Annotated in this window: 21 protein-coding genes; 10 read left to right on the top strand and 11 right to left on the bottom strand. The window is 73.9% G+C overall.

Annotated elements, in window-relative coordinates; translation table 11 throughout:
* The first annotated feature begins 5 nt into the window (after positions 1-5).
* Complete coding sequence (locus V6V16_RS07350) at positions 6-539, top strand: GNAT family N-acetyltransferase (protein WP_334560767.1); 534 nt, start codon at positions 6-8, stop codon at positions 537-539.
* Between the two features lie 10 nt (positions 540-549).
* Here V6V16_RS07350 and V6V16_RS07345 read toward each other — a convergent pair whose 3' ends face one another.
* From V6V16_RS07345 to V6V16_RS07335, 3 genes are read right to left on the bottom strand one after another with little or no spacing between them, the layout of a single operon-like run.
* Complete coding sequence (locus tag V6V16_RS07345; RefSeq protein ID WP_334560766.1) at positions 550-1515, bottom strand: TIGR03885 family FMN-dependent LLM class oxidoreductase; 966 nt, start codon at positions 1513-1515, stop codon at positions 550-552.
* 57 nt (positions 1516-1572) lie between these two features.
* The gene (locus V6V16_RS07340; RefSeq protein ID WP_334560763.1) at positions 1573-2985 is read right to left on the bottom strand and encodes an NADP-dependent succinic semialdehyde dehydrogenase; all 1413 of its coding nucleotides are present in this window, start codon (positions 2983-2985) and stop codon (positions 1573-1575) included.
* A gap of 12 nt (positions 2986-2997) precedes the next feature.
* Positions 2998-3261 (bottom strand): DUF6343 family protein, encoded by a 264-nt coding sequence (locus V6V16_RS07335; protein WP_334560761.1) that lies wholly within the window; start codon positions 3259-3261, stop codon positions 2998-3000.
* Between the two features lie 208 nt (positions 3262-3469).
* Between V6V16_RS07335 and V6V16_RS07330 the strand changes: the two genes are divergently transcribed.
* Positions 3470-4078: an antibiotic biosynthesis monooxygenase gene (locus V6V16_RS07330; RefSeq protein WP_334560759.1), complete on the top strand. Its 609-nt coding sequence runs from the start codon at positions 3470-3472 to the stop codon at positions 4076-4078.
* A gap of 118 nt (positions 4079-4196) precedes the next feature.
* Positions 4197-5051 carry a GDSL-type esterase/lipase family protein gene (locus tag V6V16_RS07325; protein ID WP_334560757.1) on the top strand — a complete coding sequence of 285 codons (855 nt, stop codon included), beginning with the start codon at positions 4197-4199 and terminating at the stop codon, positions 5049-5051.
* A 107-nt stretch (positions 5052-5158) separates the two neighbouring features.
* Here V6V16_RS07325 and V6V16_RS07320 read toward each other — a convergent pair whose 3' ends face one another.
* The 3 genes from V6V16_RS07320 to V6V16_RS07310 form a co-directional block, all read right to left on the bottom strand.
* Complete coding sequence (locus tag V6V16_RS07320; protein ID WP_334560755.1) at positions 5159-5917, bottom strand: EcsC family protein; 759 nt, start codon at positions 5915-5917, stop codon at positions 5159-5161.
* Positions 5918-5957: 40 nt separating this feature from the next.
* A complete protein-coding gene (locus tag V6V16_RS07315) occupies positions 5958-6101 on the bottom strand; it encodes a hypothetical protein (protein WP_334560753.1) in 144 nt (47 codons plus the stop codon).
* Between the two features lie 103 nt (positions 6102-6204).
* Complete coding sequence (locus tag V6V16_RS07310) at positions 6205-7041, bottom strand: peptidase M23 (RefSeq protein ID WP_334560751.1); 837 nt, start codon at positions 7039-7041, stop codon at positions 6205-6207.
* A 417-nt stretch (positions 7042-7458) separates the two neighbouring features.
* Between V6V16_RS07310 and V6V16_RS07305 the strand changes: the two genes are divergently transcribed.
* From V6V16_RS07305 to V6V16_RS07295, 3 genes are read left to right on the top strand one after another with little or no spacing between them, the layout of a single operon-like run.
* A complete protein-coding gene (locus V6V16_RS07305) occupies positions 7459-8379 on the top strand; it encodes a proteasome assembly chaperone family protein (protein WP_334560750.1) in 921 nt (306 codons plus the stop codon).
* 37 nt (positions 8380-8416) lie between these two features.
* A complete protein-coding gene (locus tag V6V16_RS07300; RefSeq protein WP_334560748.1) occupies positions 8417-9214 on the top strand; it encodes an exodeoxyribonuclease III in 798 nt (265 codons plus the stop codon).
* Positions 9215-9242: 28 nt separating this feature from the next.
* Entirely contained in the window at positions 9243-9557 is a 315-nt protein-coding gene (locus V6V16_RS07295; RefSeq protein WP_334560745.1) for an antibiotic biosynthesis monooxygenase family protein, read from the top strand.
* 13 nt (positions 9558-9570) lie between these two features.
* Here the strand turns inward: V6V16_RS07295 and V6V16_RS07290 are convergent, their stop codons facing one another.
* Both V6V16_RS07290 and V6V16_RS07285 read right to left on the bottom strand, forming a co-directional pair.
* A complete protein-coding gene (locus V6V16_RS07290; RefSeq protein ID WP_334560743.1) occupies positions 9571-10248 on the bottom strand; it encodes a class F sortase in 678 nt (225 codons plus the stop codon).
* 8 nt (positions 10249-10256) lie between these two features.
* Positions 10257-10829, bottom strand: a complete 573-nt coding sequence (locus V6V16_RS07285; protein ID WP_334560941.1) for a hypothetical protein — start codon at positions 10827-10829, stop codon at positions 10257-10259.
* A gap of 226 nt (positions 10830-11055) precedes the next feature.
* Between V6V16_RS07285 and trmB the strand changes: the two genes are divergently transcribed.
* From trmB to V6V16_RS07270, 3 genes are all read left to right on the top strand, one after another.
* Positions 11056-11685, top strand: a complete 630-nt coding sequence (gene trmB, locus V6V16_RS07280; protein WP_334560741.1) for a tRNA (guanosine(46)-N7)-methyltransferase TrmB — start codon at positions 11056-11058, stop codon at positions 11683-11685.
* A 112-nt stretch (positions 11686-11797) separates the two neighbouring features.
* Positions 11798-14302 (top strand): DEAD/DEAH box helicase, encoded by a 2505-nt coding sequence (locus tag V6V16_RS07275; RefSeq protein ID WP_334560739.1) that lies wholly within the window; start codon positions 11798-11800, stop codon positions 14300-14302.
* A 358-nt stretch (positions 14303-14660) separates the two neighbouring features.
* Positions 14661-16031 (top strand): MFS transporter, encoded by a 1371-nt coding sequence (locus tag V6V16_RS07270; RefSeq protein ID WP_334560737.1) that lies wholly within the window; start codon positions 14661-14663, stop codon positions 16029-16031.
* A 62-nt stretch (positions 16032-16093) separates the two neighbouring features.
* On the opposite strand, the gene helR is transcribed toward V6V16_RS07270, so the two are convergent.
* Complete coding sequence (gene helR, locus V6V16_RS07265) at positions 16094-18271, bottom strand: RNA polymerase recycling motor ATPase HelR (protein ID WP_442934046.1); 2178 nt, start codon at positions 18269-18271, stop codon at positions 16094-16096.
* Between the two features lie 501 nt (positions 18272-18772).
* On the opposite strand from helR, the gene V6V16_RS07260 reads away from it, so the two are divergent.
* Positions 18773-19417 (top strand): hypothetical protein, encoded by a 645-nt coding sequence (locus tag V6V16_RS07260; protein ID WP_334560735.1) that lies wholly within the window; start codon positions 18773-18775, stop codon positions 19415-19417.
* Between the two features lie 268 nt (positions 19418-19685).
* Here the strand turns inward: V6V16_RS07260 and V6V16_RS07255 are convergent, their stop codons facing one another.
* Together V6V16_RS07255 and V6V16_RS07250 are read right to left on the bottom strand one after the other, a co-directional pair.
* Positions 19686-20630: an ABC transporter substrate-binding protein gene (locus V6V16_RS07255; protein WP_334560732.1), complete on the bottom strand. Its 945-nt coding sequence runs from the start codon at positions 20628-20630 to the stop codon at positions 19686-19688.
* Positions 20630-21478, bottom strand: coding sequence for an ABC transporter ATP-binding protein (locus V6V16_RS07250; protein ID WP_334560729.1), 849 nt, complete (start codon positions 21476-21478; stop codon positions 20630-20632). The genes V6V16_RS07255 and V6V16_RS07250 overlap by 1 nt, the downstream gene beginning before the upstream one ends.
* Between the last annotated feature and the right edge of the window lie 18 nt (positions 21479-21496).

The raw sequence follows: 21496 nt of genomic DNA, 5'->3' as shown, positions 1-21496 counted from the left end.
CCGTCATGACCGGCCAGCAGAGCCCGAGCCTGCGTCCCGGCGGCCCCGCCGACGCGCCCGCCGTGCTGCGGCTGCTCGACGACGCCACCGCCTGGTTGGTGGCGCGGGGCCGCACCGGCCAGTGGGGCACCGGACCGGCCTCGACCGACGCGCGGCGGATCGCGCAGGCCGACGCGTGGGCCCGCGGCGGCGGGCTCTGGCTCGCGACGCTGGCCGACCGGCCGGTCGGCGCGCTGGTGGTGGGGGCGGCGAACGAACACGTTCCGCCCGCCGTCGAGCCCGAGTTGTACGTGAACCTGCTGGTCACCGACCGGGCGCACGCCGGCGCCGGCCTCGGCGGCCGGCTGCTGGCGCACGCCGCGGAGCTGGCCCGCGAGCGCGGGCTCCGGCTGCTCCGGGTGGACTGCTACGCGGGCGGCGACGGCGCGCTGGCGCGGTGGTACGAGCGGCAGGGCTTCACCCCCACCGACCCGTTCACCGTCGAGCGCCCGGGCCGCGGCCCGTGGCCCGGGCAGGTGCTCGTCCGCCGCCTGCCCTGAGCCGCGCCGCTCAGCTGGTGCCGCGCAGCTTCGGCAGCACCTCGGCGCCGAAGGCGTCGATGAAGGCCCGCTGCTCCTGCCCGACGTGGTGCAGGGCGATCTGGTCGAAGCCGAGCTCCAGGTACTCCTCCAGCCAGCCGACGTGCCGGCCGAGGTCGGCGGAGACGTTCACGACGTCGTGGACCTTCTCCATCGGCACGTCCTGGGAGACCACGTCGAAGTGCTCCGGCGTCTCCAGGTCCCAGCAGACCGGCGGCGCGAAGACGTTGCTGCGCCACTGGTCGTACGCCAGCCGTTCCGCCTCGGCCTGCTCCGGTGCCCAGCTCACGTGCACCTGGAGGTGCAGCGGCCCGCGCCCGCCGGCGCCCCGGTACGCGTCGATCATCTCCCGCAGGTGCGCGGGCGCGGCGTTCACGGTGATCAGCCCGTCCGCCCACTCGGCGCACCAGCGGGCGGTGGCGACGCTGACCGCCGCCCCGATCAGCGCCGGCGGCTCCTCCGGCCGGGTCCACAGCTTCGCCCGGTCCACCCGGACCAGGCCGTCGTGGCTGACCTCCTCGCCGGCCAGCAGCGCGCGGATCACGTCCACGCACTCGCGCAGCCGGGCGGCGCGGACGTCCTTGCGCGGCCAGCGGTCGCCGGTGATGTGCTCGTTGCCCGCCTCGCCGGTGCCCAGCGCGGCCCAGAACCGGCCCGGGTACATCGCCCCGAGGGTGCCGATGGCCTGGGCGATGATCGCCGGGTGGTAGCGCTGCCCGGGGGCGTTGACCACCCCGAACGGCAGGTTGGTGGCCTGGAGCGCGGCACCGAGCCAGGACCAGGCGAAGCCGGACTGGCCCTGCCGCTCGCTCCACGGCGCGAAGTGGTCCGAGGACATGGCGGCGTCGAAGCCGGCCCGCTCGGCGTGCACCACCGCCTCCAGCAGGGCGCGGGGATGGATCTGCTCGTGGGACGCGTGGAAGCCGAACACCGTCATGGCGTCACTCCCTACCCATGATGGCGTCCGGCTACGCCGACGGAAGCCGGACGCGCGTTACTCCGCGTGCGCACCGGCGCCGGCCGAGGCCGCCCCCTCGCCCACCCAGACGGTCTTGGTGTTGCAGAACTCCCGCATCCCGAGTGCGGAGAGCTCGCGGCCGTAGCCGGAGTTCTTCACCCCGCCGAAGGGCAGTTCCGGGTAGGACGTGGTGATCCCGTTGACGAAGACGTTCCCGGCGTCCAGGTCGGTGGCGAAGCGCTCCTGCTCCTCGGGGTCCCGCGTCCAGGCGTTGGAGCCCAGGCCGAAGCAGGTGCCGTTGGCCACCTCGATCGCCTCCTCGTACGACGACACCCGGTAGAGGCCCGCGACGGGGCCGAAGACCTCCTCGGACCACATCCGCATCTCCGGTCCCAGGTCGGTGACCACGGTCGGCGGGTAGAACCAGCCGGGGCCGGCGGGCGGCTCGCCGCCGCAGAGCACGGTGGCGCCCCGGTCGACCGCGTCGCGCACCTGGGCGTGCACCTCGTCGCGCCCGCCCTCGCTGGCCAGCGGGCCGACGTCGGTGTCGGGGTCCATCGGGTCGCCGACCCGCAGCGCCGACATGTTCGCGGCGAACCTCTCGGCGAAGGCGTCGAAGACGTCGGTGTGCACGACGAACCGCTTCGCGGCGATGCAGGACTGGCCGTTGTTCTGGCAGCGGGCGGTGGTGGCGGCCTCGGCGGCCCGGTCCAGGTCGGCCGACGGCATCACCACGAACGGGTCGCTGCCGCCCAGCTCCAGCACCGTCTTCTTCAGCTCCCGACCGGCGATCTGGGCGATGGACCGGCCGGCGCCCTCGCTGCCGGTCAGCGTCGCCGCGCGTACCCGGGGGTCACTGAGCACCCGGTCGACCTCGGCCGAGCCGACCAGCAGGGTGGTGAACGCCCCCTCCGGGAAACCGGCGCGGCGGAACAGGTCCTCCAGCAGCAGCGCGGTCTGCGGCACGTTGGAGGCGTGCTTGAGCAGGCCGGTGTTGCCGGCCATCAGGGCCGGCGCGGCGAAGCGCAGCACCTGCCACAGCGGGAAGTTCCACGGCATCACCGCGAGCACCGGCCCGATCGGCTGGTAGCGGACGTACGCCCGGGTGGCCTTGACGGCCTGCGCGTCGGCGGGCTCGTCGGCGAGGAACCCGGGCGCCTCGGCCGCGTAGAAGCGGCAGGCCGTGGCGCACTTGGTGACCTCGGCCTTCGCCGCCGCGTACGTCTTGCCCATCTCGGTGGTCATCAGCCGGGCGATCTCGTCGCGCTCCGCCTCCAGCAGGTCGGCCGCCGCGGTCAGCCACCGCCCGCGCCGCTCGACCGGGATGTCACGCAGCTGACGGTACGCCAGGTCGGCGCGCCCGATGGCGGCGTCGATCTGCTCCTCCGTCATCGGCTCGAAGCTCCTGAGCAGTTCTCCGGTGGCGGGGTTGGTGGTCGCGATGGGCATCTCGTACTCCTGTCACTCGAACAGTGAGTGGCGGGCGCCCGGCTCCTCCCGGCGGCGGGCGGCGCGGCGGCGCTGGATGACGACCAGGTCGACCACGGCGACGACGGCGAGGACCGCGCAGGCGACCCCCAGCCAGGCCAGGTCGGCGCGGAACGCGAGGACCGCGAACACGACCATGGTGACCAGCCCGAAGCCGGCGAGCAGGAGCCGCAGGTTGAGCGCGCTGTAGGCGTGGCCGACGGTGCCACGGGCGCGTCGGGGCTGCGATCTCGTCATTGCACCGAGCTACCCCCGATCCGCCCGGTTAACCCGTCCGGGAGCGCCCCGGCGGTGCTCCCGGGCGGCCCGCCCCGGCCCCCGCCCGGCGGGCGGGGGCGGCTGTCCGCCGGGCCCCGGGTGTGCCGCGTCACGATGCCGGTGGGGTGCGTTACACCGGGGCCCCGCGAGCCGGTCGGAGCGGGCCCGGGCGGGGAGGATGGTCGTCATGACGACCACTCACGCGCTGCCGGTGACCGTCGCCGTCGCGCGGCGCACCGACCCCGCCCGGACCAGCGAGATGGTGGCCTGGATGCGGGCCGGCACCGCGCTGGCCGAGGCGTTCCCGGGGTTCCTCGGCTCCGGCTGGGTGCGCAGCGCGCCCGGCTCCGGCGAGTGGCACGTCCTCTACCGCTTCGCCGACCAGGAGACGCTGCGACGCTGGGAGGAGTCCCCGCAGCGGCACTGGTGGCTCTCCTCGGCGCAGGGCATCGTCGAGCACACCCGGGTGGAGCGGCGCACCGGCATCGAGGGCTGGTTCGACCCGCCGCGGGAGCACGGCGCGCAGAGCGTGCCGGCCGGTGCCGAGGCGGCGCCGCCGTCCCCGCCGCGCTGGAAGCAGGCGGTCACGATCTGGCTGGCCTTCTTTCCGCTCAGCCTGACCGCGACGCTGCTCACCAGCCGGTTCCTGCCGGGTCTGCCGCTGCCCGCCCGGGTGCTGCTGATGACCCTCACGCTGACCCCGCTGATGACCTACCTGGTGCTGCCACGGATCACCCGCGCCCTGCACTGGTGGCTGCACGGCCAGCGCCCACCATGGCGTACCGCCTCCGCATAGCACGCCCGTTCATGTCGGGACAGCCGTCTGCCGCATACCCGACAGCAGCGGCCCGACCCGCCGCCTCCACGCTTAGAGTTACCGCGCTGTCGCTCTCCGCTGCGTGACTGGGGATGGTATGCCGCCTCGACGCTGGGTCACCGTGGCCGCCTGCCTGCTGGCGCTGGTCGCGCTCGCCTGCGAGGGGGGCGGGGAGACCGGCTCCCGCCCGCCCCGGGAGACTCCGTCGCCCGGTTCGCCGGGCGGCATCGCGGCCCTCGGCGACTCGATCAGCACCGGTTTCGGCTCCTGCCTGGTGCTCGTCTCCTGCGAGCGCAACTCCTGGTCAACGGGGGACGGGCTTCGCGTCGACAGCGTCTACCGACGGCTGCTCGACCGCGACCCGGCCGTCCGCGGCCGGGCGCACAACCACGCCAGTCCGGGCGCCCGAGCGGCGTCGTTGGAGGGGCAGGCCCAGCGGGCCGTACGCGACCGCGTCGACCACGTCACGGTGCTGATCGGCGCCAACGACGCCTGCCGGGGCGGCATCGAGGCGATGACGCCGGTCAAGCAGTTCCGCGCCGAGGTCGACCGGGGCCTGCGGGTCCTGCGCCAGGGCCGCCCGAAGGCCCGGGTGCTGGTGGTGAGCGTCCCGGACCTCTACCGGCTCTGGGAGGTCGGGCACACCGACGCGCGGGCCGTGCGGGCCTGGAAGCGGGGGGTCTGCCCGGCGCTGCTGGCCGACCCGACCTCGACGGATCCGCTCGCCCGGGCCCGCCGGGCGGCCGTCCGCGAGCGGATCGACGACTACAACACCCAACTGGCCGCGGCCTGCAAGGCATACGGCTCGCGCTGCCGGCACGACGGCGGCGCGGCGCACCGGGTCCGGTTCAACCTGGACCTGGTCAACCCGCTGGACTGGTTCCACCCCAACGCGGCCGGGCAGGACCGGCTGGCCGACGTCGCGTGGCGCGCCTTCCGCCTGAGCGCCTGACCGACGTCCGGGGCCGGCAGCCCGGCGCCGCACCCCACCGGGTCGCACCCCGACACGCCGCCGGCCGCTCCGGCTGTCAGCCGGAGCGGCCGGTCGGGCCGGCGGAGTCAGGGCCGGCGAGGTTCGGGGACGCCCGGGGTGCCGTGCTGGCGGTAGAGCGCACGGGTGCGCTCCGCGAGGTCCTTGGTGGCCGACGAGTTGGCCCAGGTGCCGAGGACGATCGCCGCGCCGGGCACCACCTTGGCGAAGACCCGCTTCGCCGCGCGCACCCCGGCCATCTGGGCCAGCCGCACCCCGAGGCGCAACATCACCTTGCCGAGGGGGTTCTGGCCGCCGCCGCCGAACAGGGCGCCGGCGCGCTCCCGGCCGGCGGCCACCCCGAGCGCGAGCCGGGCGCTCTCGGCGACCTTGTGCACCTTCTGCAACACCAGCAAATCGGTGGCCCGGTCGCCGTGCAGCGGGTCGACGCCGTACGCGGCGGCGACGTGCAGCACCATCCGGGCCTGGGTCCAGGCCAGCACCCCCACGTCAATGACGGCCCCGGGCAGCCCGGCCGCGCCCGAGACCGCGCCGGAGAACCGGGCGTGGTTGACGAACCTGCGTACCGCCTGCTCGGCCAGGGCGTCGGCGGAGGCCCCGGGCTGCTCCGCCCGGGCCCGTGCCGCCCACTGCGCCGCCTCCGGCCCCAGCCGGCGGACAGCCTCCAACGCGAGGTGCTCGGGAGCGTACTGCGGGTCCTCCCGCATCCGGTCCCAGAGCTTCAGCGGGGGCGCCTCCGGGGCGTCCTGCGTCGGCACCGGAGCCGCCACCGGTGGCTGCGGGTCTCCGGTGGCGGGCTGGCCGTCGACGGGCGCGGAATCGGTCACAGGGTCTCCCGGGGGTCGGAGAGTCGGTCGGTGACGAGGGTCAGCGGCGGTTCTGGAGCTTGGCCGCCAGGCCCTTCAGCTTCTGCTGGGTGCCGGGCTTGCTCACTTCACGCCGGCCACGATCGACCAGCTGCTGACCCTTGGGCGAGCGCAGGAAGGTGCTGATCCGCTGCATCAGGGACATGTCGTCCTCCTTGTCGGTGGTGCCTCATCCATGTGTACCCCGGCACCACAACCCATGTACCCCGGATGGCCGAATCGCAACCGTCCACAGTGGTTGATCAAGTCTACTGCCCGGCGGTCACGACCGCCTCGACCACCTTCGCGGCGCGCCACTCGTGCTTGGCATAGTGCTCCGGGTAGGCGGAGATCTGCACCGCCTGGGCGGCCTCGGTCAGCCGCATCCGCTGCCAGCCGGGCACCTGCGCGAGCGCGGAGAGGAACTGCCGGGTGGCGAACTCCGGGTCCATGAGCTGCCCGACCTCGCCCCAGCCGCTGCTGGAGCGCTGCTGGAACAGCCCGACCGAGTCGTGGTCCCAGCCGATGCCCTGGTGCGGGTAGTCGCGGGACTCCGGGAGCACCCCGCTGGCGACGTTGTAGAGGTTGCTCTCCTGCATCGCGGTGGCGACCGCGATCACCAGGGCACGCCGGGGCATCCCCATCTTCCGCCCGGTGCGCACGATCGCCTCGGCGTTCTCCATCTGGGCCTCGTCGAGCCCGGCGACCGGCGCCGGGTCGGCCGCCCTGGGCGTGGTCCGCTTCGGCGCGGGGGTGGTGGTGTCGGGGTCGGGCGCGCGGGTGGGGTCGGCGGAGGCGGCGACGCGCTGCATCTCGCGGGAGGCCGGGGCCGGCTCGGCGCGCTCGGCGAGCGCGGAGGGTGCGGCGGCCGGGACCGTGTCGGCGGAGCCCTCCCGCGCCCCCTGGGCGGCGGCGGTCAGCCCGAGGCAGCACAGCACGCCGGCGGCGAGGGCGATCCTGGCCCGGGCGGGCCCGGCGGCCAGCAGGCGGGCGTTCGCCCCGGCGGAACGCGGGCTGGTCGGCCGATCGCACGAGGGGGTATCGTCCGAACGGTCGAGCAGGGCACCGGGGGTGTCCTGGTTGTCGAGGGTGCGGTCGTCAGGCATCAGCCGAGGCTAGGCAGGCAGAAACCCCGATGACCTGGGGTGACCTGGTGGCATTGGTCACGAAATCGCCCCACTCCCCCGGACGCACCGGCCGTCGGGCACATCCGACGGGACGGACCTCGCGGACCGGGCAGACCTCGGGCTCGCCCCGGACCGCGCCGGGTTGGCCCGGACGCGGACAAACTCCCGGACCGCGCCCATGATCGCCAAACTCGTACGTTCGGTCGAGGGTCCGTTCACCCGGACGGACATCCCTGGCCGCCCGACGGCGGACTTGCGGGCATACGCCCGATTACCGGTCAGCTGCCGGCCCCCGGCGGGGCGGGACGAGGAATGCACGAGGATGGCGGGTACGTTCCCCGAACGGGGTGCCGTCCGCACGGCGACCCGTACGCACGACCAGGGAGGTCCGCACCGGTGCTCGACCCACACGAGCTCTACGAGCTCACCGACGATCTGCCCGACCTCGGTCAGCCGGTCCTGATCCAGGCCCTGACCGGCTTCGTCGACGCCGGCAGCGCGACCCGACTCGCCAAGGAGCAGCTGCTCACCTCGCTCGACGTCCGCCAGATCGCCCGCTTCGACGTCGACCAGCTCTTCGACTACCGCTCGCGGCGCCCGGTGATGACCTTCGTCGAGGACCACTGGGAGGCGTACGACGCCCCGGCGCTGGAACTGCACCTGCTGCGCGACGACGACGAGACCCCCTTCCTGCTGCTCACCGGCCCGGAGCCGGACCTTCAGTGGGAGCGCTTCGTGGCCGCGCTGGCCGCGCTCTCCGCGCGGCTGGACGTCCGGCTGACCGTCGGGCTCAACTCGATCCCGATGGCGGTGCCGCACACCCGGCCCGCCGGGGTCACCGCGCACGCCACCCGCCGCGAGCTGATCGCCGGCTACGAGCCGTGGCTACAGCGGGTGCAGGTGCCGGGCAGCGTCGGGCACCTGCTGGAATACCGCCTCGGCGAGCTGGGCCGCGACGCCCTCGGCTTCGCCGCCCACGTGCCGCACTACGTGGCGCAGACCGAGTACCCGGCCGCCGCCGAGGTGCTGCTCGCCTCCGTGTCGCGCAGCACCGGGCTGCTGCTGCCCCGCGACGGGCTGCGCACGGCGGCGGAGGTGGTCCGCGTGGAGATCGACCGACAGGTCGCCCAGACCGAGGACGCCGCGCAGCTGGTGCAGGCCCTGGAGGAGCAGTACGACGCGTTCGCGCGCGGCCGGGGCGAGAAGAACCTGCTCGCCGCCGAGGCCGGGCCGCTGCCGACCGCCGACGAACTCGGCGCCGAGCTGGAGCGGTTCCTGGCCGAGCAGACCCGCCCGGGCGACACCCCGGGCAGCTGACCCGGCGACGCGGGCGCGGATGGGGCAGGCTGGTCACATGCGCCTGGCGACCTGGAACGTGAACTCGGTGAAGGCCCGCCTGCCCCGGCTGCTGGAGTGGCTGGCCGGCACCGGGCCCGACGTCGTCTGCCTCCAGGAGACGAAGTGCCCGGACGGCGCCTTCCCGGTCGCCGAGGTGGGCGAGCTGGGCTACGCGGTGGCCAGCCACAGCGACGGCCGGTGGAACGGGGTGGCCATCCTGTCCCGGGTGGGCCTGGCCGACGTGGTGCTGGGATTCCCCGACGAACCGGGCTTCCCCGAGCCGGAGGCCCGCGCCATCTCGGCCACCTGCGGCGGGGTCCGGGTCTGGTCGGTCTACGTGCCGAACGGCCGGGCCCCGGACGATCCGCACTACGCGTACAAGCTGTCCTGGTTCGCGGCGCTGCGCGACGCGGTGGAGGCCGAGCTGGCCGGCGGCACGCCGCTGGCGGTCTGCGGCGACTTCAACGTCGCGCCCACCGACGCCGACGTGTGGGACGCGACGGTGTTCGCCCACTCCACGCACGTCACCCCGGCGGAGCGGGCGGCCCTGGCGGCGCTTCGCGACCTCGGCCTCTCCGACGTGGTGCCCACGCCGATGAAGGGGCCGCACCCGTTCACCTACTGGGACTACCGGGCGGGGATGTTCCACCAGAACAAGGGCATGCGGATCGACCTCGTGTACGCCTCGGCCCCCTTCGCCCGGGCGGTCCGCTCGGCGTACGTGGACCGGGAGGCGCGCAAGGGCAAGGGCCCCTCCGACCACGCGCCGATCGTGGTCGACGCCGACCTGGTTCCGGCGGTCGAGTCGTTCTGAACCCCGGCGCCGTCGCTAGGGTGGAGCCATGGCAGTCGTGAAGATCAACGCGATCGACGTTCCGCCCGGCGCCGGCGAGGAACTGGAGAAGCGGTTCGCCGCCCGGGCCGGGGCGGTCGAGAACTCCCCCGGTTTCCTCGGCTTCGAGCTGCTGCGCCCGGTCGCCGGCGAGAGCCGCTACTTCGTCTACACCCGCTGGGAGAGCCAGGAGGCCTATGACGCCTGGGCCGCCGGCCCGTCGCGCGCCGCCCATGCCGGGACGGGCGAGAAGCGTCCCCCGGTGGCGTCCGGCGCCACCCTGCTGGAGTTCGAGGTGGTCCAGCAGGTGCCGCCCCGCGCCTGACCCGGCTCCGGCGTCAGGACGGGCGGGAGGAGAGCAGGGTGGCGAAGGCGATGACGTTGTCGGCGTAGCCGGCCCGGCCGCCGAGCCAGTCGCCGCCGCAGGTGATGAGGCGCAGCCCCGGGGGGCCCTCGTCGCCGTAGACCCGCTCCGCCGGGAGCCGGTCCTTGGGGAAGTGCTCCACCGAGTCGACCCGGAACACCACCACGGAGCCGTCCGCCCGGGCCACCTCGACGGTGTCGCCCGGGCGCAGCTTGTGCAGGTCGTAGAAGACCGACGGGCCCCGCTTGGTGTCCACGTGCCCGACGATGACCGACGGGCCCGGCTCGCCGGGCGTCGGGCCCCGGTCGTACCAGCCGGTCTCGTCGGCCCGGTCCAGCGGCGGGACGGCTATCGAGCCGTCCCGGGCCTGACCCACGGGCGCCACCGGCGCGGAGACCTTGATCGCCGGGACCGACAGCCGCACCGGCCTGGAGGCCGTCAGCCCCGCGTTCCCGCCCCGGGCCGGCTGCTCCCGGCCCTCGCCGGCGGCCCAGTCGAGCGGCCCGGCGGTGCGGCCCAGCCCCGCGCCGGTGGCGAAGACCCCGACCAGCACCAGCACCACGGCCAGCGGGACCGACCAGGGGCGGCGCCCGGGCGGCCGGGCGCCCCGGGCCGACGTGGCGACCGGCTGCGGGGCGGGCGAGGGGGCCATGACCGCGCTCAGCGTCCGGCGGCGCCGCGGACGGTACGCGGGCGGCGCGCCGCCCGTACCGCGAGCACGAGGCCGGCCACAGTCACCGCGACGCCACCGGGGAGCAGCAGCCCGCCGGTGAAGTCGCCGGCGCTCCCGCCGAATCCGGTCGCGGGCCCACGGCTGGGCTTCACGGCCTTGACGACCTGGAGCATGGTCGAGGCCGTCTCGCCGTCGCGGCACTCCAGCTTGATCCGGTAGTTGCCGGGTCGGGTGCGCTCCCGCACCATCGGCGTGGCGGTCAGCAGGCCGCGCTGCGGCTGCACCTGCACCCGGCCGAAGGCGTCGGACACCACGGTGGCGGGGAGCGAGTTGTCCCGGCAGCCGGCCCGGATGCCGACCAGGAAGCCGGGTTCCACGGTGCTCGGGCTGACCTCGACGAAGACGTTCGGCCCGGGTGGCGCCGGCTGGGGCGCACCCACCGGCGCGGGCTCCGCCCGCCACCCGGGGGCGACGGCCAGGCCGGCGGCGGCCGGCGCGGTCGCGAGCAGGGGCCCGACGACCACGGTCGCGATCGCCAGCGCGACACCGCCGCGGTGCACCGACACGACGCCCCCTCCCGGCGCGTTGGGGCAGCTGCCGGGCCACACCAGACACCCGGTCTGCCGTACGGGATGGATCCTCTCATCCCCGGGCGAACATCACATCCGATCCGGCGCGATCGTCGCGTACGCTCAGGTCGTTGTGACCTTCACCGACTCTCCCGCCGCCGTCCCCGCGGCCCCGGCCGCCCGGAGCATCCGGACCTTCCACCCACGCCGGGGCCGGATGAGCAGCCGTCAGACGGAGGCCCTCGACCGGCTCTGGCCGGTCTACGGCCTGCGCGTCCCGGACCGCCCCGGCACGCCGGTGGACCTGGCCGGCCTCTTCGGTCGCCGGGCCCCGCTGGTGCTGGAGATCGGGTCCGGGATGGGCGACACCACGGCCGCGATGGCCGCCGCCGACCCGGATCGAGACTATCTGGCGGTCGAGGTGCACACGCCCGGAATCGCCAACCTGCTGGACCTGGTCGAGCGGCACGGGCTGCGCAACGTACGGGTCGCCGAGGGCGACGCCCTGGACCTCGTCGCGGGCCTCCCGGCGGGGTCGCTGGACGCGGTGCACGTCTTCTTCCCCGACCCCTGGCCCAAGTCCCGGCACCACAAGCGGCGGATCATCCAGCCGGCCCACGTCGCGCTGCTGCGCTCGCGGTTGGCGACCGGCGGCACCCTGCACTGCGCCACCGACTGGGCCGAGTACGCCGAGGCGATGCGCCGGACGCTCGACGCCGACCCGGGGTTGGTCGACGCTTACGACGGCTTCGCGCCCCGCCCGGCGCACCGCCCGGTCACCAAGTTCGAGCGGCGGGCCCTGCGCGCGGGCCGACCGATCTTCGATCTGATCCACCGCCGGTCGTGAGAGCGAGGGCATCCCGTCGGGGTGGCCCGTCACCCGAGAGGGCCTTCCCGACGCCTGGCGCGGTCGGGCCGGTTGGCGCTCGGGGGCATGATCCAGGCACCATGGACCCGCTATGACGCTCACCGCCGCGCTGCCGACAAGCGCCGACCCCGACACCCTCTTCGACGCGTTCGCCGGCTGGGCGAAGGAGCGCGGCCTCGACCTCTACCCCCACCAGGAGGAGGCGGTCATCGAGATCGTCTCCGGCGCCAATGTGATCATGAATACGCCGACCGGCTCCGGCAAGAGCCTGGTCGCCGTCGCGGCGCACTTCGCGGCCCTGGCCGACGACCGGACCACCTTCTACACGGCCCCGATCAAGGCGCTGGTGTCGGAGAAGTTCTTCGCCCTCTGCGAGGTCTTCGGGGCCGACAACGTCGGCATGCTGACCGGCGACGCCAGCGTCAACGCCGACGCGCCGATCATATGCTGCACCGCCGAGATCCTGGCCAACCTGGCGCTGCGCGAGGGCGGGCGCGCCGACGTCGGCCAGGTGGTCATGGACGAGTTCCACTTCTACGCCGAGCCGGACCGCGGTTGGGCCTGGCAGGTGCCGCTGATCGAGCTGCCGCAGGCGCAGTTCGTCCTGATGTCCGCCACGCTCGGCGACACCGCCCGCTTCGTCGACGACCTGGCCCGGCGCACCGGGCGGCCCACCGCCGTCGTCCGCTCGGCCGAGCGGCCGGTCCCGCTCCTCTTCTCGTACGCGATGACGCCGCTGCACGAGACCCTGGAGGAGCTGCTGGAGACGAAGCAGGCGCCCGTCTACGTCGTGCACTTCACCCAGGCCGCCGCACTGGAGCGCGCCCAGGCCCTGATGAGCGTCAACGTCTGCACCCGCGCCGAGAAGGACCTGATCGCCACCGCGATCGGCAACTTCCGGTTCACCTCCGGGTTCGGCAAGACCCTCTCCCGCCTGGTGCGACACGGCATCGGGGTGCACCACGCCGGGATGCTGCCCAAGTACCGCCGGCTGGTCGAGACCCTGGCCCAGGCCGGCCTACTCAAGGTCATCTGCGGCACGGACACCCTCGGCGTCGGGATCAACGTGCCGATCCGGACCGTGCTCTTCACCGGCCTGTCGAAGTACGACGGGGTGCGCACCCGGCTGCTCAAGGCCCGCGAGTTCCACCAGATCGCCGGCCGGGCCGGGCGGGCCGGGTTCGACACCGTCGGCCGGGTCGTCGTACAGGCCCCCGAGCACGTCATCGACAACGAGAAGGCGCTGGCCAAGGCCGGCGACGACCCGAAGAAGCGGCGCAAGGTGGTGCGCAAGAAGCCGCCGGAGGGCTCGATCGGCTGGGGCCGACCCACCTTCGACCGCCTGGTGGAGGCCGAGCCGGAGCCGCTCACCTCCAGCTTCCAGGTCAGCCACTCGATGCTGCTCAACGTCATCGGCCGGCCCGGCGACGCGTTCGCCGCGATGCGCCACCTGCTCACCGACAACCACGAGGACCGCGCCGCCCAGCGCCGGCACGTCCGGCGGGCCGTCGCCATCTACCGGGCGCTGCTCGCCGGCGGCGTCGTCGAGCAGTTGGCGGAGCCCGACGAGACCGGGCGGCGGGTCCGCCTCACCGTCGACCTCCAGCTCGACTTCGCCCTCAACCAGCCGCTCTCCCCGCTGGCGCTGGCCACCATCGAGCTGCTCGACGTCGACTCCCCGGCGTACGCCCTCGACGTGCTCTCCGTGATCGAGTCGATCCTGGACGACCCGCGCCAGGTGCTCTCCGCGCAGCAGTTCAAGGCCCGCGGCGAGGCGGTCGCCGCGATGAAGGCCGAGGGCATCGAGTACGAGGCGCGCCTCGAACTCCTCGACGAGGTGACCTGGCCCAAGCCCCTCGCGGAGCTGCTGGACTCGGCATACGAGATGTACCGGCAGGGGCACCCGTGGGTGGCCGACCACCAGCTCTCCCCCAAGTCCGTCGTGCGGGACATGTACGAGCGGGCGATGACCTTCACCGAGTTCGTGCAGTTCTACGGGCTGACCCGCTCCGAGGGACTCGTGCTGCGCTACCTCGCCGACGCGTACAAGACGCTGCGGCAGACGGTGCCCGAGGACGCGAAGACCGAGGAGCTGGTCGACCTCATCGAGTGGCTGGGCGAGCTGGTCCGCCAGGTCGACTCCAGCCTCATCGACGAGTGGGAGCGGCTGCGCAACCCCACCGACGCGGCCGAGGCCGCCGAGGCGCTGGACGAGCGCGTGCCGGCGGTCACCCGCAACGCCCGCGCCTTCCGGGTGCTGGTGCGCAACGCCCTGTTCCGCCGGGTCGAGCTGGCCGCCCTGCGCCGCTGGTACGACCTCGGCGAGCTGGACGCGGCGTCGGGCTGGGACGCGGACGCGTGGGCCGACGCGCTGGAGCCGTACTTCGAGGCGTTCGACTCCATCGGGGTGGGGCCGGACGCGCGGGGCCCCGCGCTGCTCATGATCGAGCAGGGGCGGGAACGCTGGACGGTGCGGCAGATCCTGGACGACCCCGAGGGCGACCACGACTGGGGCATCAGCGCCGAGATCGACCTCGCCGCCTCCGACGAGGCGGGCGCGGCGGTCGTCCGGATCACCTCCGTCGGCCAGCTCTAGCCACCGCCACGACCGTGCGGGGCCGGCTGCGGCCGGCCCCGCCGCGCTGCTCCGGGTGCCCGCACCCAGGTATCGCGTTGCCGGGGCGTACCGCCCTGGACTAGGTTGACCCCGTGCCCGCCTCGGACAGGGTGCGCCGCCCGTAGCGGCGGCGCGAAACCCCAGACTCCCGAACGCTCTGCGTTTCCGCTCCGCCGCATCAGCGACCCTTCGCCGGTGTGGCCGTCCGAGCTGCCCGGCTCCGCATGCGATCTCCGGAGCCCTTCGTGCACAGGTCCCCATCCATCTGTCCCGTCCCCTGTGACGCCCCCTGCCCTCGTCTCCTCCCGACCGTTGCCGTCCCGGGTCGGTGGTCGCGGTGAACGCGCGCGCCCTCACCCTGACCGCGGTGCTGCTGTCGTCGGTGTCGTTTCCGCTGACGATCACCGGGGCGTCCGTCGCTCTTCCCGGAATCCAGCACGACCTCGACGCGTCACTCACCGCGGCGCAGTGGGTGGTCAACGGCTACAACCTCTGCTTCGCCGCGTTCCTGGCCCTCGGCGGCTCGCTCGCGGACCTGCTCGGCAGGCGCCGCCTCTTCGCCGCCGGGGTCACGGTGTTCTTCGCCGGCAGCGTGCTCTGCGGGCTCGCCCCGGACGCCACGGTCCTGAACCTCGCCCGCGTCCTCGCCGGCATCGGTGCGGCAGCGGCGACGGCGACAGGTCAGTCGATCCTCGCCGCGACCTTCGGCGGAGCGGCGCGGACCCGGGTGTTCGGCGCGCTCGGCACGGTCCTCGGTGCTGGCCTCGCGTTCGGGCCCACGGTCTCCGGCCTGCTCGTGGACGTGCTCGGGTGGCGGGCCGTCTTCGCGGCCCCCGCCGCGCTGGCCGGAGTCGTGTTGCTGCTGTGCCCCTCCCTCCCCGCCCTCCCCGGCGCAGGGAAGGGCGTCGACTGGGGCGGCGGCGTCCTGTTCACCGCCGCGCTCGCGCTCCTCATCTGGCTCTTCGTCGAGGCACCCGTCCTGGGGGCCGCGCACCCGTGGGTGACCGTCGCGCTGCTCGCCCTCGCGGCCAGCGGGATCGGGTTCGTACGGGTCGAGAGGCGCCGTGCCGACCCGATGTTCGACCTCGGCCTCCTGCGCGACGCGCGCTTCGTCGGTTACTCGCTGGTCGCCGCGACCATGATGGGCCTGCTCGTCCCCCTGCTGGTCTACCTGCCCTCCTATCTCATCGACGTCGCCGGCCTGGACGCGGGGCGAGCCGGGCTGTGGATGCTCATGCTCACCCTGCCCTCGGTCGCCCTGCCCCCTGCCGGAGCGGCGCTCGCGCGTCGCTCGCCCCGCCTGCTCTGCGTCGGGGCGATCGCCCTCGGCACGGTCGGCGTGTTCGCCCTCGTCACCATCGGGCCCGCCAGCACACCGGGTTCCCTGCTCCTGCCGCTGCTGCTGATCGGGGCTGGTGTCGGCGCCACCACGGGCGTGGTCGACGGACTCGCCATCTCCAGCGCGCCCCTGGGACAGGCCGGTACCGTGGCGGGGCTGTTCAACACCGGCCGGCTCGTCACCGAGACCATCGCGCTCGCGCTCGTGGGTTCCACCCTCGCCGTCGTCAGCGGCGGGCAGCTCGCCGGCGACGGCTTCACCGCCGCCCTGCGCGTCGTCGCGATGGCGCTCGGGTGCTTCGGCGCCGTCTCCGCCGTCGCCGTGGGCCTCCTCCTGCGACGACGAGATGCCGGACGGCCGGTGTCGTGACACCGCCGACGCCGCTCGTCACGGCGCTCGGCCGGTGCGGAAGGGGCCGCGGCGCTCGCGCCTCAGGACGTGGTGAGGATGACGAGTTGCCGGGTCGCCCGGGTCATCGCGACATAGCGGTCGACCGCCGCCTCGATGCCGTCGCCGAACGCCTCGGGGTCGACGAGGACGACCAGGTCGAACTCGAGCCCCTTCGACAGCTCGGGGGTCAGCGACCGGACGCGAGGGCTCGGCGAGAACGTCGCATCGCCGATCACGCAGGCGGTCCCCTCGGCGTGTTCGGCGAGCCAGGCGTCGAGAATCGAGCCCAGGTCGGCGACGGATCCGCGTACGACGGGAAGGCCGCCGCTGCGGATGGAGGTCGGCACGTTGGCGTCCGGGAGCACGGCCCGGATCACGGGCTCGGCCTCCGCCATGACCTCTTCCGGCGTCCGGTAGTTGACGGTCAGGGAGGCCAGGGCGATCCGGTCCAGCCCGATCCGCTCGAGCCGTTCCTGCCACGACTCCGTGAACCCGTGCCGGGCCTGGGCGCGGTCCCCGACGATGGTGAAGCTCCGCGACGGGCAGCGGCGCAGCAGCATCTGCCACTCGGCGTCGGTCAGTTCCTGAGCCTCGTCCACGACGATGTGGGCGAACGGTCCGGCGAGCAGGTCCGGCTCGACGTCGGGCAGTGCGGCCTCGTCGACCAGGGCGTCCTGGAGGTCCAGTTGACGCAGGCTCGACAGCACGCCTTCACCGTCGTCGTAGGCGTCGGCCTCGATGAGGTCGTCGACGACCGTCGCCATGCGCGCGCGTTCGACGGCGACGGTGGCCTCCTGCCGGCGCCTACGCCCGGACGCCTCCGGGTCCCCGAGCCGCTGCCGGGCCGCGTCCAGGAGCGGCAGGTCGGACACCGTCCAGGCCTGGGCGTGGCGGCGCTGCAGCTTGCGGACCTCGTCGGGACTGAGCCAGGGGGCGCACCTGCGCAGATAGGCGGGCACCGACCACAGGTCGCCGACGAGGTCGGTCGCCTCGATCAGCGGCCAGGCCCGGGTGAACGCCGTACGCAGTTCCCTGTTCCGCAGCAGCGACCCGCGGACCAGGTCGTCCGACTCGTCGCCGTCGTACTTCTCCACCAGGATCGTGAGCAGTTCCTCCCAGACCTCGTCACGCGCCTCGTTGTGCGGCGTACCGGGCCCCGGCGCCTCGAACGCCTCGGCCCAGTCGTCGGTGTCCAGCCGGATCTCCGCCTCGTCGGTGGTGACCGTCATCGGTGCGACCGGCGGCTCCTCGTAGAACCTGACGGCCGCCTCGATGGCCTTCACCAGGTCCGCCGACGACTTCAGCCGGGCCACCTCCGGGTCGGTCTCGACGGTCGCGGCGGCGCCCTCGGGGACGAGATCCCGCAGGGTGCAGGTCTGCACGTCCTCCTCCCCCAGGCTGGGCAGGACGTCGGAGACGTAGGCCAGGTAGGGCTGGTGCGGACCGACGAACAGCACGCCGCCGCGGCGGTGACCGAGGCGCGGGTCGGCGTAGAGGAGGTACGCGGTGCGGTGCAGGGCGACGACGGTCTTCCCCGTACCGGGACCGCCATCGACGACGAGCGCGCCGCTCGATCCCGCGCGGATGATGGCGTCCTGGTCGGCCTGGATCGTGCCGAGCACGTCGCGCATCCGCGACGACCTGCTGGCGCCCAGGCTGGCGATGAAGGCTGACTGGTCGTCGAGCGTGACGGCGTGCCCCGCGAACCCGTCCGGGGTGAACACCTCGTCCCAGTAGTCGGTGATCCGGCCGCGCGTCCAGCGGTACCTGCGGCGGCTCGCCAGGCCCATCGGGAGGGCGTGGGTCGCCGCGAAGAACGGCTCGGCCGCGGGGGAACGCCAGTCCAGCAGCAGCCGACCGCCCGCGCCGCCGGTGAGGCCACGTCGTCCGACGTACACGGGCTCGGGGTCGTCGGCGCCGACCATGCGTCCGAGGCACAGGTCCACGCCGAAGCGGCGCAGTGTGCGCAGGCGGGCGGCCAGCCGGCGGATCTCCATGTCCCGGTCCACCGCCTGCCGGCCCTTGCCACCGGGGGACCTGCGCTCGGCGTCGAGACGGTCGGACAGCTCGGTGATCAACTGCTCGAGGCTCTCCGCGACGGCCGCGAAGTGCTGCTCGTCGGCGGCGACGAGCGTCGGGTCGGCCTTGGCGGCGAGGTGGTCGGGAAGGTCGAACGCGCTGGTCGTCAGGGGATTCACGGCAACTCCGATCTCGTTCATGGTCCCGACCCGCGATGCCGCGCGGTCCACGCGGGCACGCACTCCGGGCGTGCCACCATCGGCCGACGTTGCCGCGGCCGTACGACGACTCGTGTGTTTCGTTGGTTTCCGTTTCCGCAGCTCGCGGCCTCGGCCGGTGATTCTGCGGCACGGACCGGGTCTTGCCGCAAGCCCCCCGGTGCGATATATGTTGTAAAGGGAAAGGGGCGGACACTCCCCCTTTCCCTTTTTTCCGCCCGGGCCGGAAAACCCTTCGGGAATGGACGCCGCACACGACGCCGTGACGGCCGGGCGGACATGCCCCGGCCCGGCACGTGCGAGGCACCGCGGCGCGCCTCGGCGTCCGCCGAGGCGGTGTGGATCTTCCGGGCCGCAGGGGTGACCTTCCAGCGTGCCCGCCTCGCGAGGACGCCCCAGGAACGCTCCGCAGACCCTGGGAGATGTCACACCCGTCGATTAGAATGTGTGTACTAATCGAGGTCCTGACCTGGGAGGACGACCGTGACCACGCCCGCCTCCGCCCCACCCACCCCCTACGCCACCCTGCTCGGCTTCACCCGCTACGTCGACCGCACCGGCCCGAGGAAGGCCACCTTCGTCGGGGGCCTGCGCAAGCAGCGAGCCAGCCGCTCCGGCTTCAACCCGCACGGCCAGTTCGTCAAGGCGCTCAAGGCCGACATCGCCTTCCACACCGGCGGCACCCACCTCGAACAGGTGGCCGACGCGGTCAAGCCGCGCTGGCGTCCGCTCTACGAGGCGCTCGTCCCGGGCGCGAAGACCTGGCTGCGCTCCCTCGGCGAGCCGAGGTCCGTCGACCTCGCCCAGACCCGCGACGCGCTCGCGATGCTCGGCGACCTCCCCGTCAAGGTCAATCCCCAGTTCGGCGTACGCCACGCCGACGGCCGCGTCGAGGCCGTCCGACTGCACTTCGACGAGGCGCCGCCCAGCGAGGAGGCGACGCTCGCCACCCTGCACCTGATGGCCCGGCACATGGACGCGGTGCTCCCGCACGCCGAGCCCGTCCTGGTCGACGTGCGTCGCGGCGAGGCCCACCGCATGCCCGCCGACGTCCGCCCCGAGCACATCGAGCGTTGGCTGGCCGGCGAGGCGGCAGCCTTCCGGGCCATCTGGGCCACCGCCGCCTGACCCCGTTCCACCACCCGACGCGCCGCCCGGTCCGGCCTCCCGACGGCCGGGCCGGGCGGCCCCGCGACGCGCGGCGCCCCGTCACGCGGCTCCCCGCCGCACGGCGGATCACCGTCGGCGGACCCGCGCGGAGCCACATGACGGGCGGGATCGGGCGGGGTGGACCGGCCCGCGAGGACCTCCCCCGGCACCGCTCGCTCCGGCGCGCCGCCGCGAGTCCATGGCGGGTGACGCGCGGCAGCCGTAGCGGCTGCCGCGCGCGTACGGGTCAGGCGGGGAGGTACTTCTCCAGGTCATCGAGGATCTTGTTGGCCGCGCCGATGCCGATGCCGGTCATCCAGATCTCGTCGGACACGACGTGCGCCTTGCCCGCCTTGACGGCCGACAGCCCCTTCCAGAGCGTCCCGCCGGTGACCTTGGCCTGCTCGGCGGCGGCCTTCTCGCCGTACGCCGTCACGAAGATGACGTCGCCGTCGACCTCGCCGATCCGCTCCGGGCTGACCCGGTCCATCCGCCGGTCCTCCTTGCCGGTGAGCTGCTGCCGCTCGGGGCGGCCCAGGCCGGTGTCGCCGATGACGATGCCGGAGAACGAGTCCGGCCCGTACACCCGGATCTCGGTCGGCATGAAGCGGACGATGGAGACCTCGCGGGTGCCGGCGTCGCCGAGCTCGCCGCCGAACTTTCTGGCCCGCGTCTCGTACGTGGCCAGCAGGTCCTTGGCCTGCTGCTCCTTGCCGAGCGCCTTGCCGTCGAAGAGGAAGTTCTCCTTCCAGGTGACGCCCACCTTCTCGGTGAAGACGGTCGGCGCGATGGCGGCCAGCTCGTCGTAGAACTTCTCCTGGCGGAACTTGCTGCCCAGGATGAGGTCCGGCTTGAGGGCGTTGATGGCCTCCAGGTCGGGCTCGGTCAGCACCCCGACCTCCTTGATGCCGGCGAGCTTCTCCTCGCCGAAGTAGGTCGGCCAGCTCCTCGCCTCGCCGGCGGTGGCGGCGCCGACCGGCGTGACGCCGAGGGTCAGGGCGGTGTCGATCTTGTCAGTGTCGAGCACGACGACCCGCTTGGGCTCCGCCGGCACCTTGGTGGTGCCCATGGCGTGAGTGATCTCCTGGGTCGCCCCGGTGGTGGTGTCGGCGACCGGGTCGCTCTCACCGCAGGCGGTGAGACCGATGCCGAGGGCCAGGACCGTGGTGAGGGCGGCGGCGAGACGACGCATCAGATTCCTTTCGACAGGTACGAGCCGGTCCGCGGCGTCGCCGCGTCCCCGGCGGAGGGGCGAGCCAGGGAAGCACCGGTGAGCGCGGGCACCACCAGGGGCGCCCCGGTCACCGGGCAGGGCACGACCACGCAGTCCAGGCCGAAGACGTCCCGGACCAGGTCGGCGGTGAGGATCTCCCGGGGCGGCCCGGCGGCCACCACGGCGCCGGAGCGCATCGCGATCAGGTGGTCGGCGTACCGGGCGGCCTGGTTGAGGTCGTGCAGCACGGCGACGACCGTGCGGCCCCGCTCGACGCGCAGCCGGTGCAGCAGGTCCAGCACCTCCACCTGGTGGGCGAGGTCGAGGAAGGTGGTGGGCTCGTCCAGCAGCAGCGCCTCGGTGTCCTGGGCGAGGGTCATGGCGATCCAGACGCGCTGCCGCTGACCGCCGGAGAGGGTGTCCACCGGCCGGTCGGCCAGCCCGGTCACGTCGGCGAGCGCCATGGCCCGGTCGACGGCGACGCCGTCGGACTCCGACCACTGCCGCCACCACCGCTGGTACGGCTGCCGGCCCCGGCCGACCAGGTCCGCCACGGTGACGCCCTCCGGCACCAGCGGGCTCTGCGGCAGCACGCCGAGGCGGCGGGCGACCTCGCGGGTCGGCAGGTCCCGGATGGCGGTGCCGTCCAGCAGCACGGCGCCGCGCCGGGGCGTGAGCAGGCGGGCCATGGTGCGCAGCAGGGTGGACTTGCCACAGGCGTTCGGCCCGACGATCACCGTGAACGCGTCGCCGGGCAGCTCCAGGTCGAGCCCGTCCAGCACCGTCCGCTCGTCGTAGCCGGCGACCAGGTCGCGGGTGGAGAGCATCACGCCTCCTTGCCAGGG

The organism is Micromonospora sp. CPCC 205561 (assembly GCF_036906775.1).
In the GTDB taxonomy this organism is placed as follows: Bacteria; Actinomycetota; Actinomycetes; order Mycobacteriales; family Micromonosporaceae; genus Micromonospora.
The sequence above is the reverse complement of the archived record's forward strand: the minus strand, read 5'-3'. Positions and strand labels throughout refer to the sequence as shown.

What these genes read in the sequence shown, in the direction of transcription:
- V6V16_RS07350 (WP_334560767.1), top strand. Translation starts at nt 6, where the DNA reads ATGACCGGCCAGCAGAGCCCGAGCCTGCGTCCCGGCGGCCCCGCCGAC.
- V6V16_RS07345 (WP_334560766.1), bottom strand. Translation starts at nt 1,515, where the DNA reads ATGACGGTGTTCGGCTTCCACGCGTCCCACGAGCAGATCCATCCCCGC.
- V6V16_RS07340 (WP_334560763.1), bottom strand. Translation starts at nt 2,985, where the DNA reads ATGCCCATCGCGACCACCAACCCCGCCACCGGAGAACTGCTCAGGAGC.
- V6V16_RS07335 (WP_334560761.1), bottom strand. Translation starts at nt 3,261, where the DNA reads ATGACGAGATCGCAGCCCCGACGCGCCCGTGGCACCGTCGGCCACGCC.
- V6V16_RS07330 (WP_334560759.1), top strand. Translation starts at nt 3,470, where the DNA reads ATGACGACCACTCACGCGCTGCCGGTGACCGTCGCCGTCGCGCGGCGC.
- V6V16_RS07325 (WP_334560757.1), top strand. Translation starts at nt 4,197, where the DNA reads ATGCCGCCTCGACGCTGGGTCACCGTGGCCGCCTGCCTGCTGGCGCTG.
- V6V16_RS07315 (WP_334560753.1), bottom strand. Translation starts at nt 6,101, where the DNA reads ATGTCCCTGATGCAGCGGATCAGCACCTTCCTGCGCTCGCCCAAGGGT.
- V6V16_RS07310 (WP_334560751.1), bottom strand. Translation starts at nt 7,041, where the DNA reads ATGCCTGACGACCGCACCCTCGACAACCAGGACACCCCCGGTGCCCTG.
- V6V16_RS07300 (WP_334560748.1), top strand. Translation starts at nt 8,417, where the DNA reads ATGCGCCTGGCGACCTGGAACGTGAACTCGGTGAAGGCCCGCCTGCCC.
- V6V16_RS07295 (WP_334560745.1), top strand. Translation starts at nt 9,243, where the DNA reads ATGGCAGTCGTGAAGATCAACGCGATCGACGTTCCGCCCGGCGCCGGC.
- V6V16_RS07290 (WP_334560743.1), bottom strand. Translation starts at nt 10,248, where the DNA reads ATGGCCCCCTCGCCCGCCCCGCAGCCGGTCGCCACGTCGGCCCGGGGC.
- trmB (WP_334560741.1), top strand. Translation starts at nt 11,056, where the DNA reads ATGAGCAGCCGTCAGACGGAGGCCCTCGACCGGCTCTGGCCGGTCTAC.
- V6V16_RS07275 (WP_334560739.1), top strand. Translation starts at nt 11,798, where the DNA reads ATGACGCTCACCGCCGCGCTGCCGACAAGCGCCGACCCCGACACCCTC.
- helR (WP_442934046.1), bottom strand. Translation starts at nt 18,271, where the DNA reads ATGAACGAGATCGGAGTTGCCGTGAATCCCCTGACGACCAGCGCGTTC.
- V6V16_RS07255 (WP_334560732.1), bottom strand. Translation starts at nt 20,630, where the DNA reads ATGCGTCGTCTCGCCGCCGCCCTCACCACGGTCCTGGCCCTCGGCATC.
- V6V16_RS07250 (WP_334560729.1), bottom strand. Translation starts at nt 21,478, where the DNA reads ATGCTCTCCACCCGCGACCTGGTCGCCGGCTACGACGAGCGGACGGTG.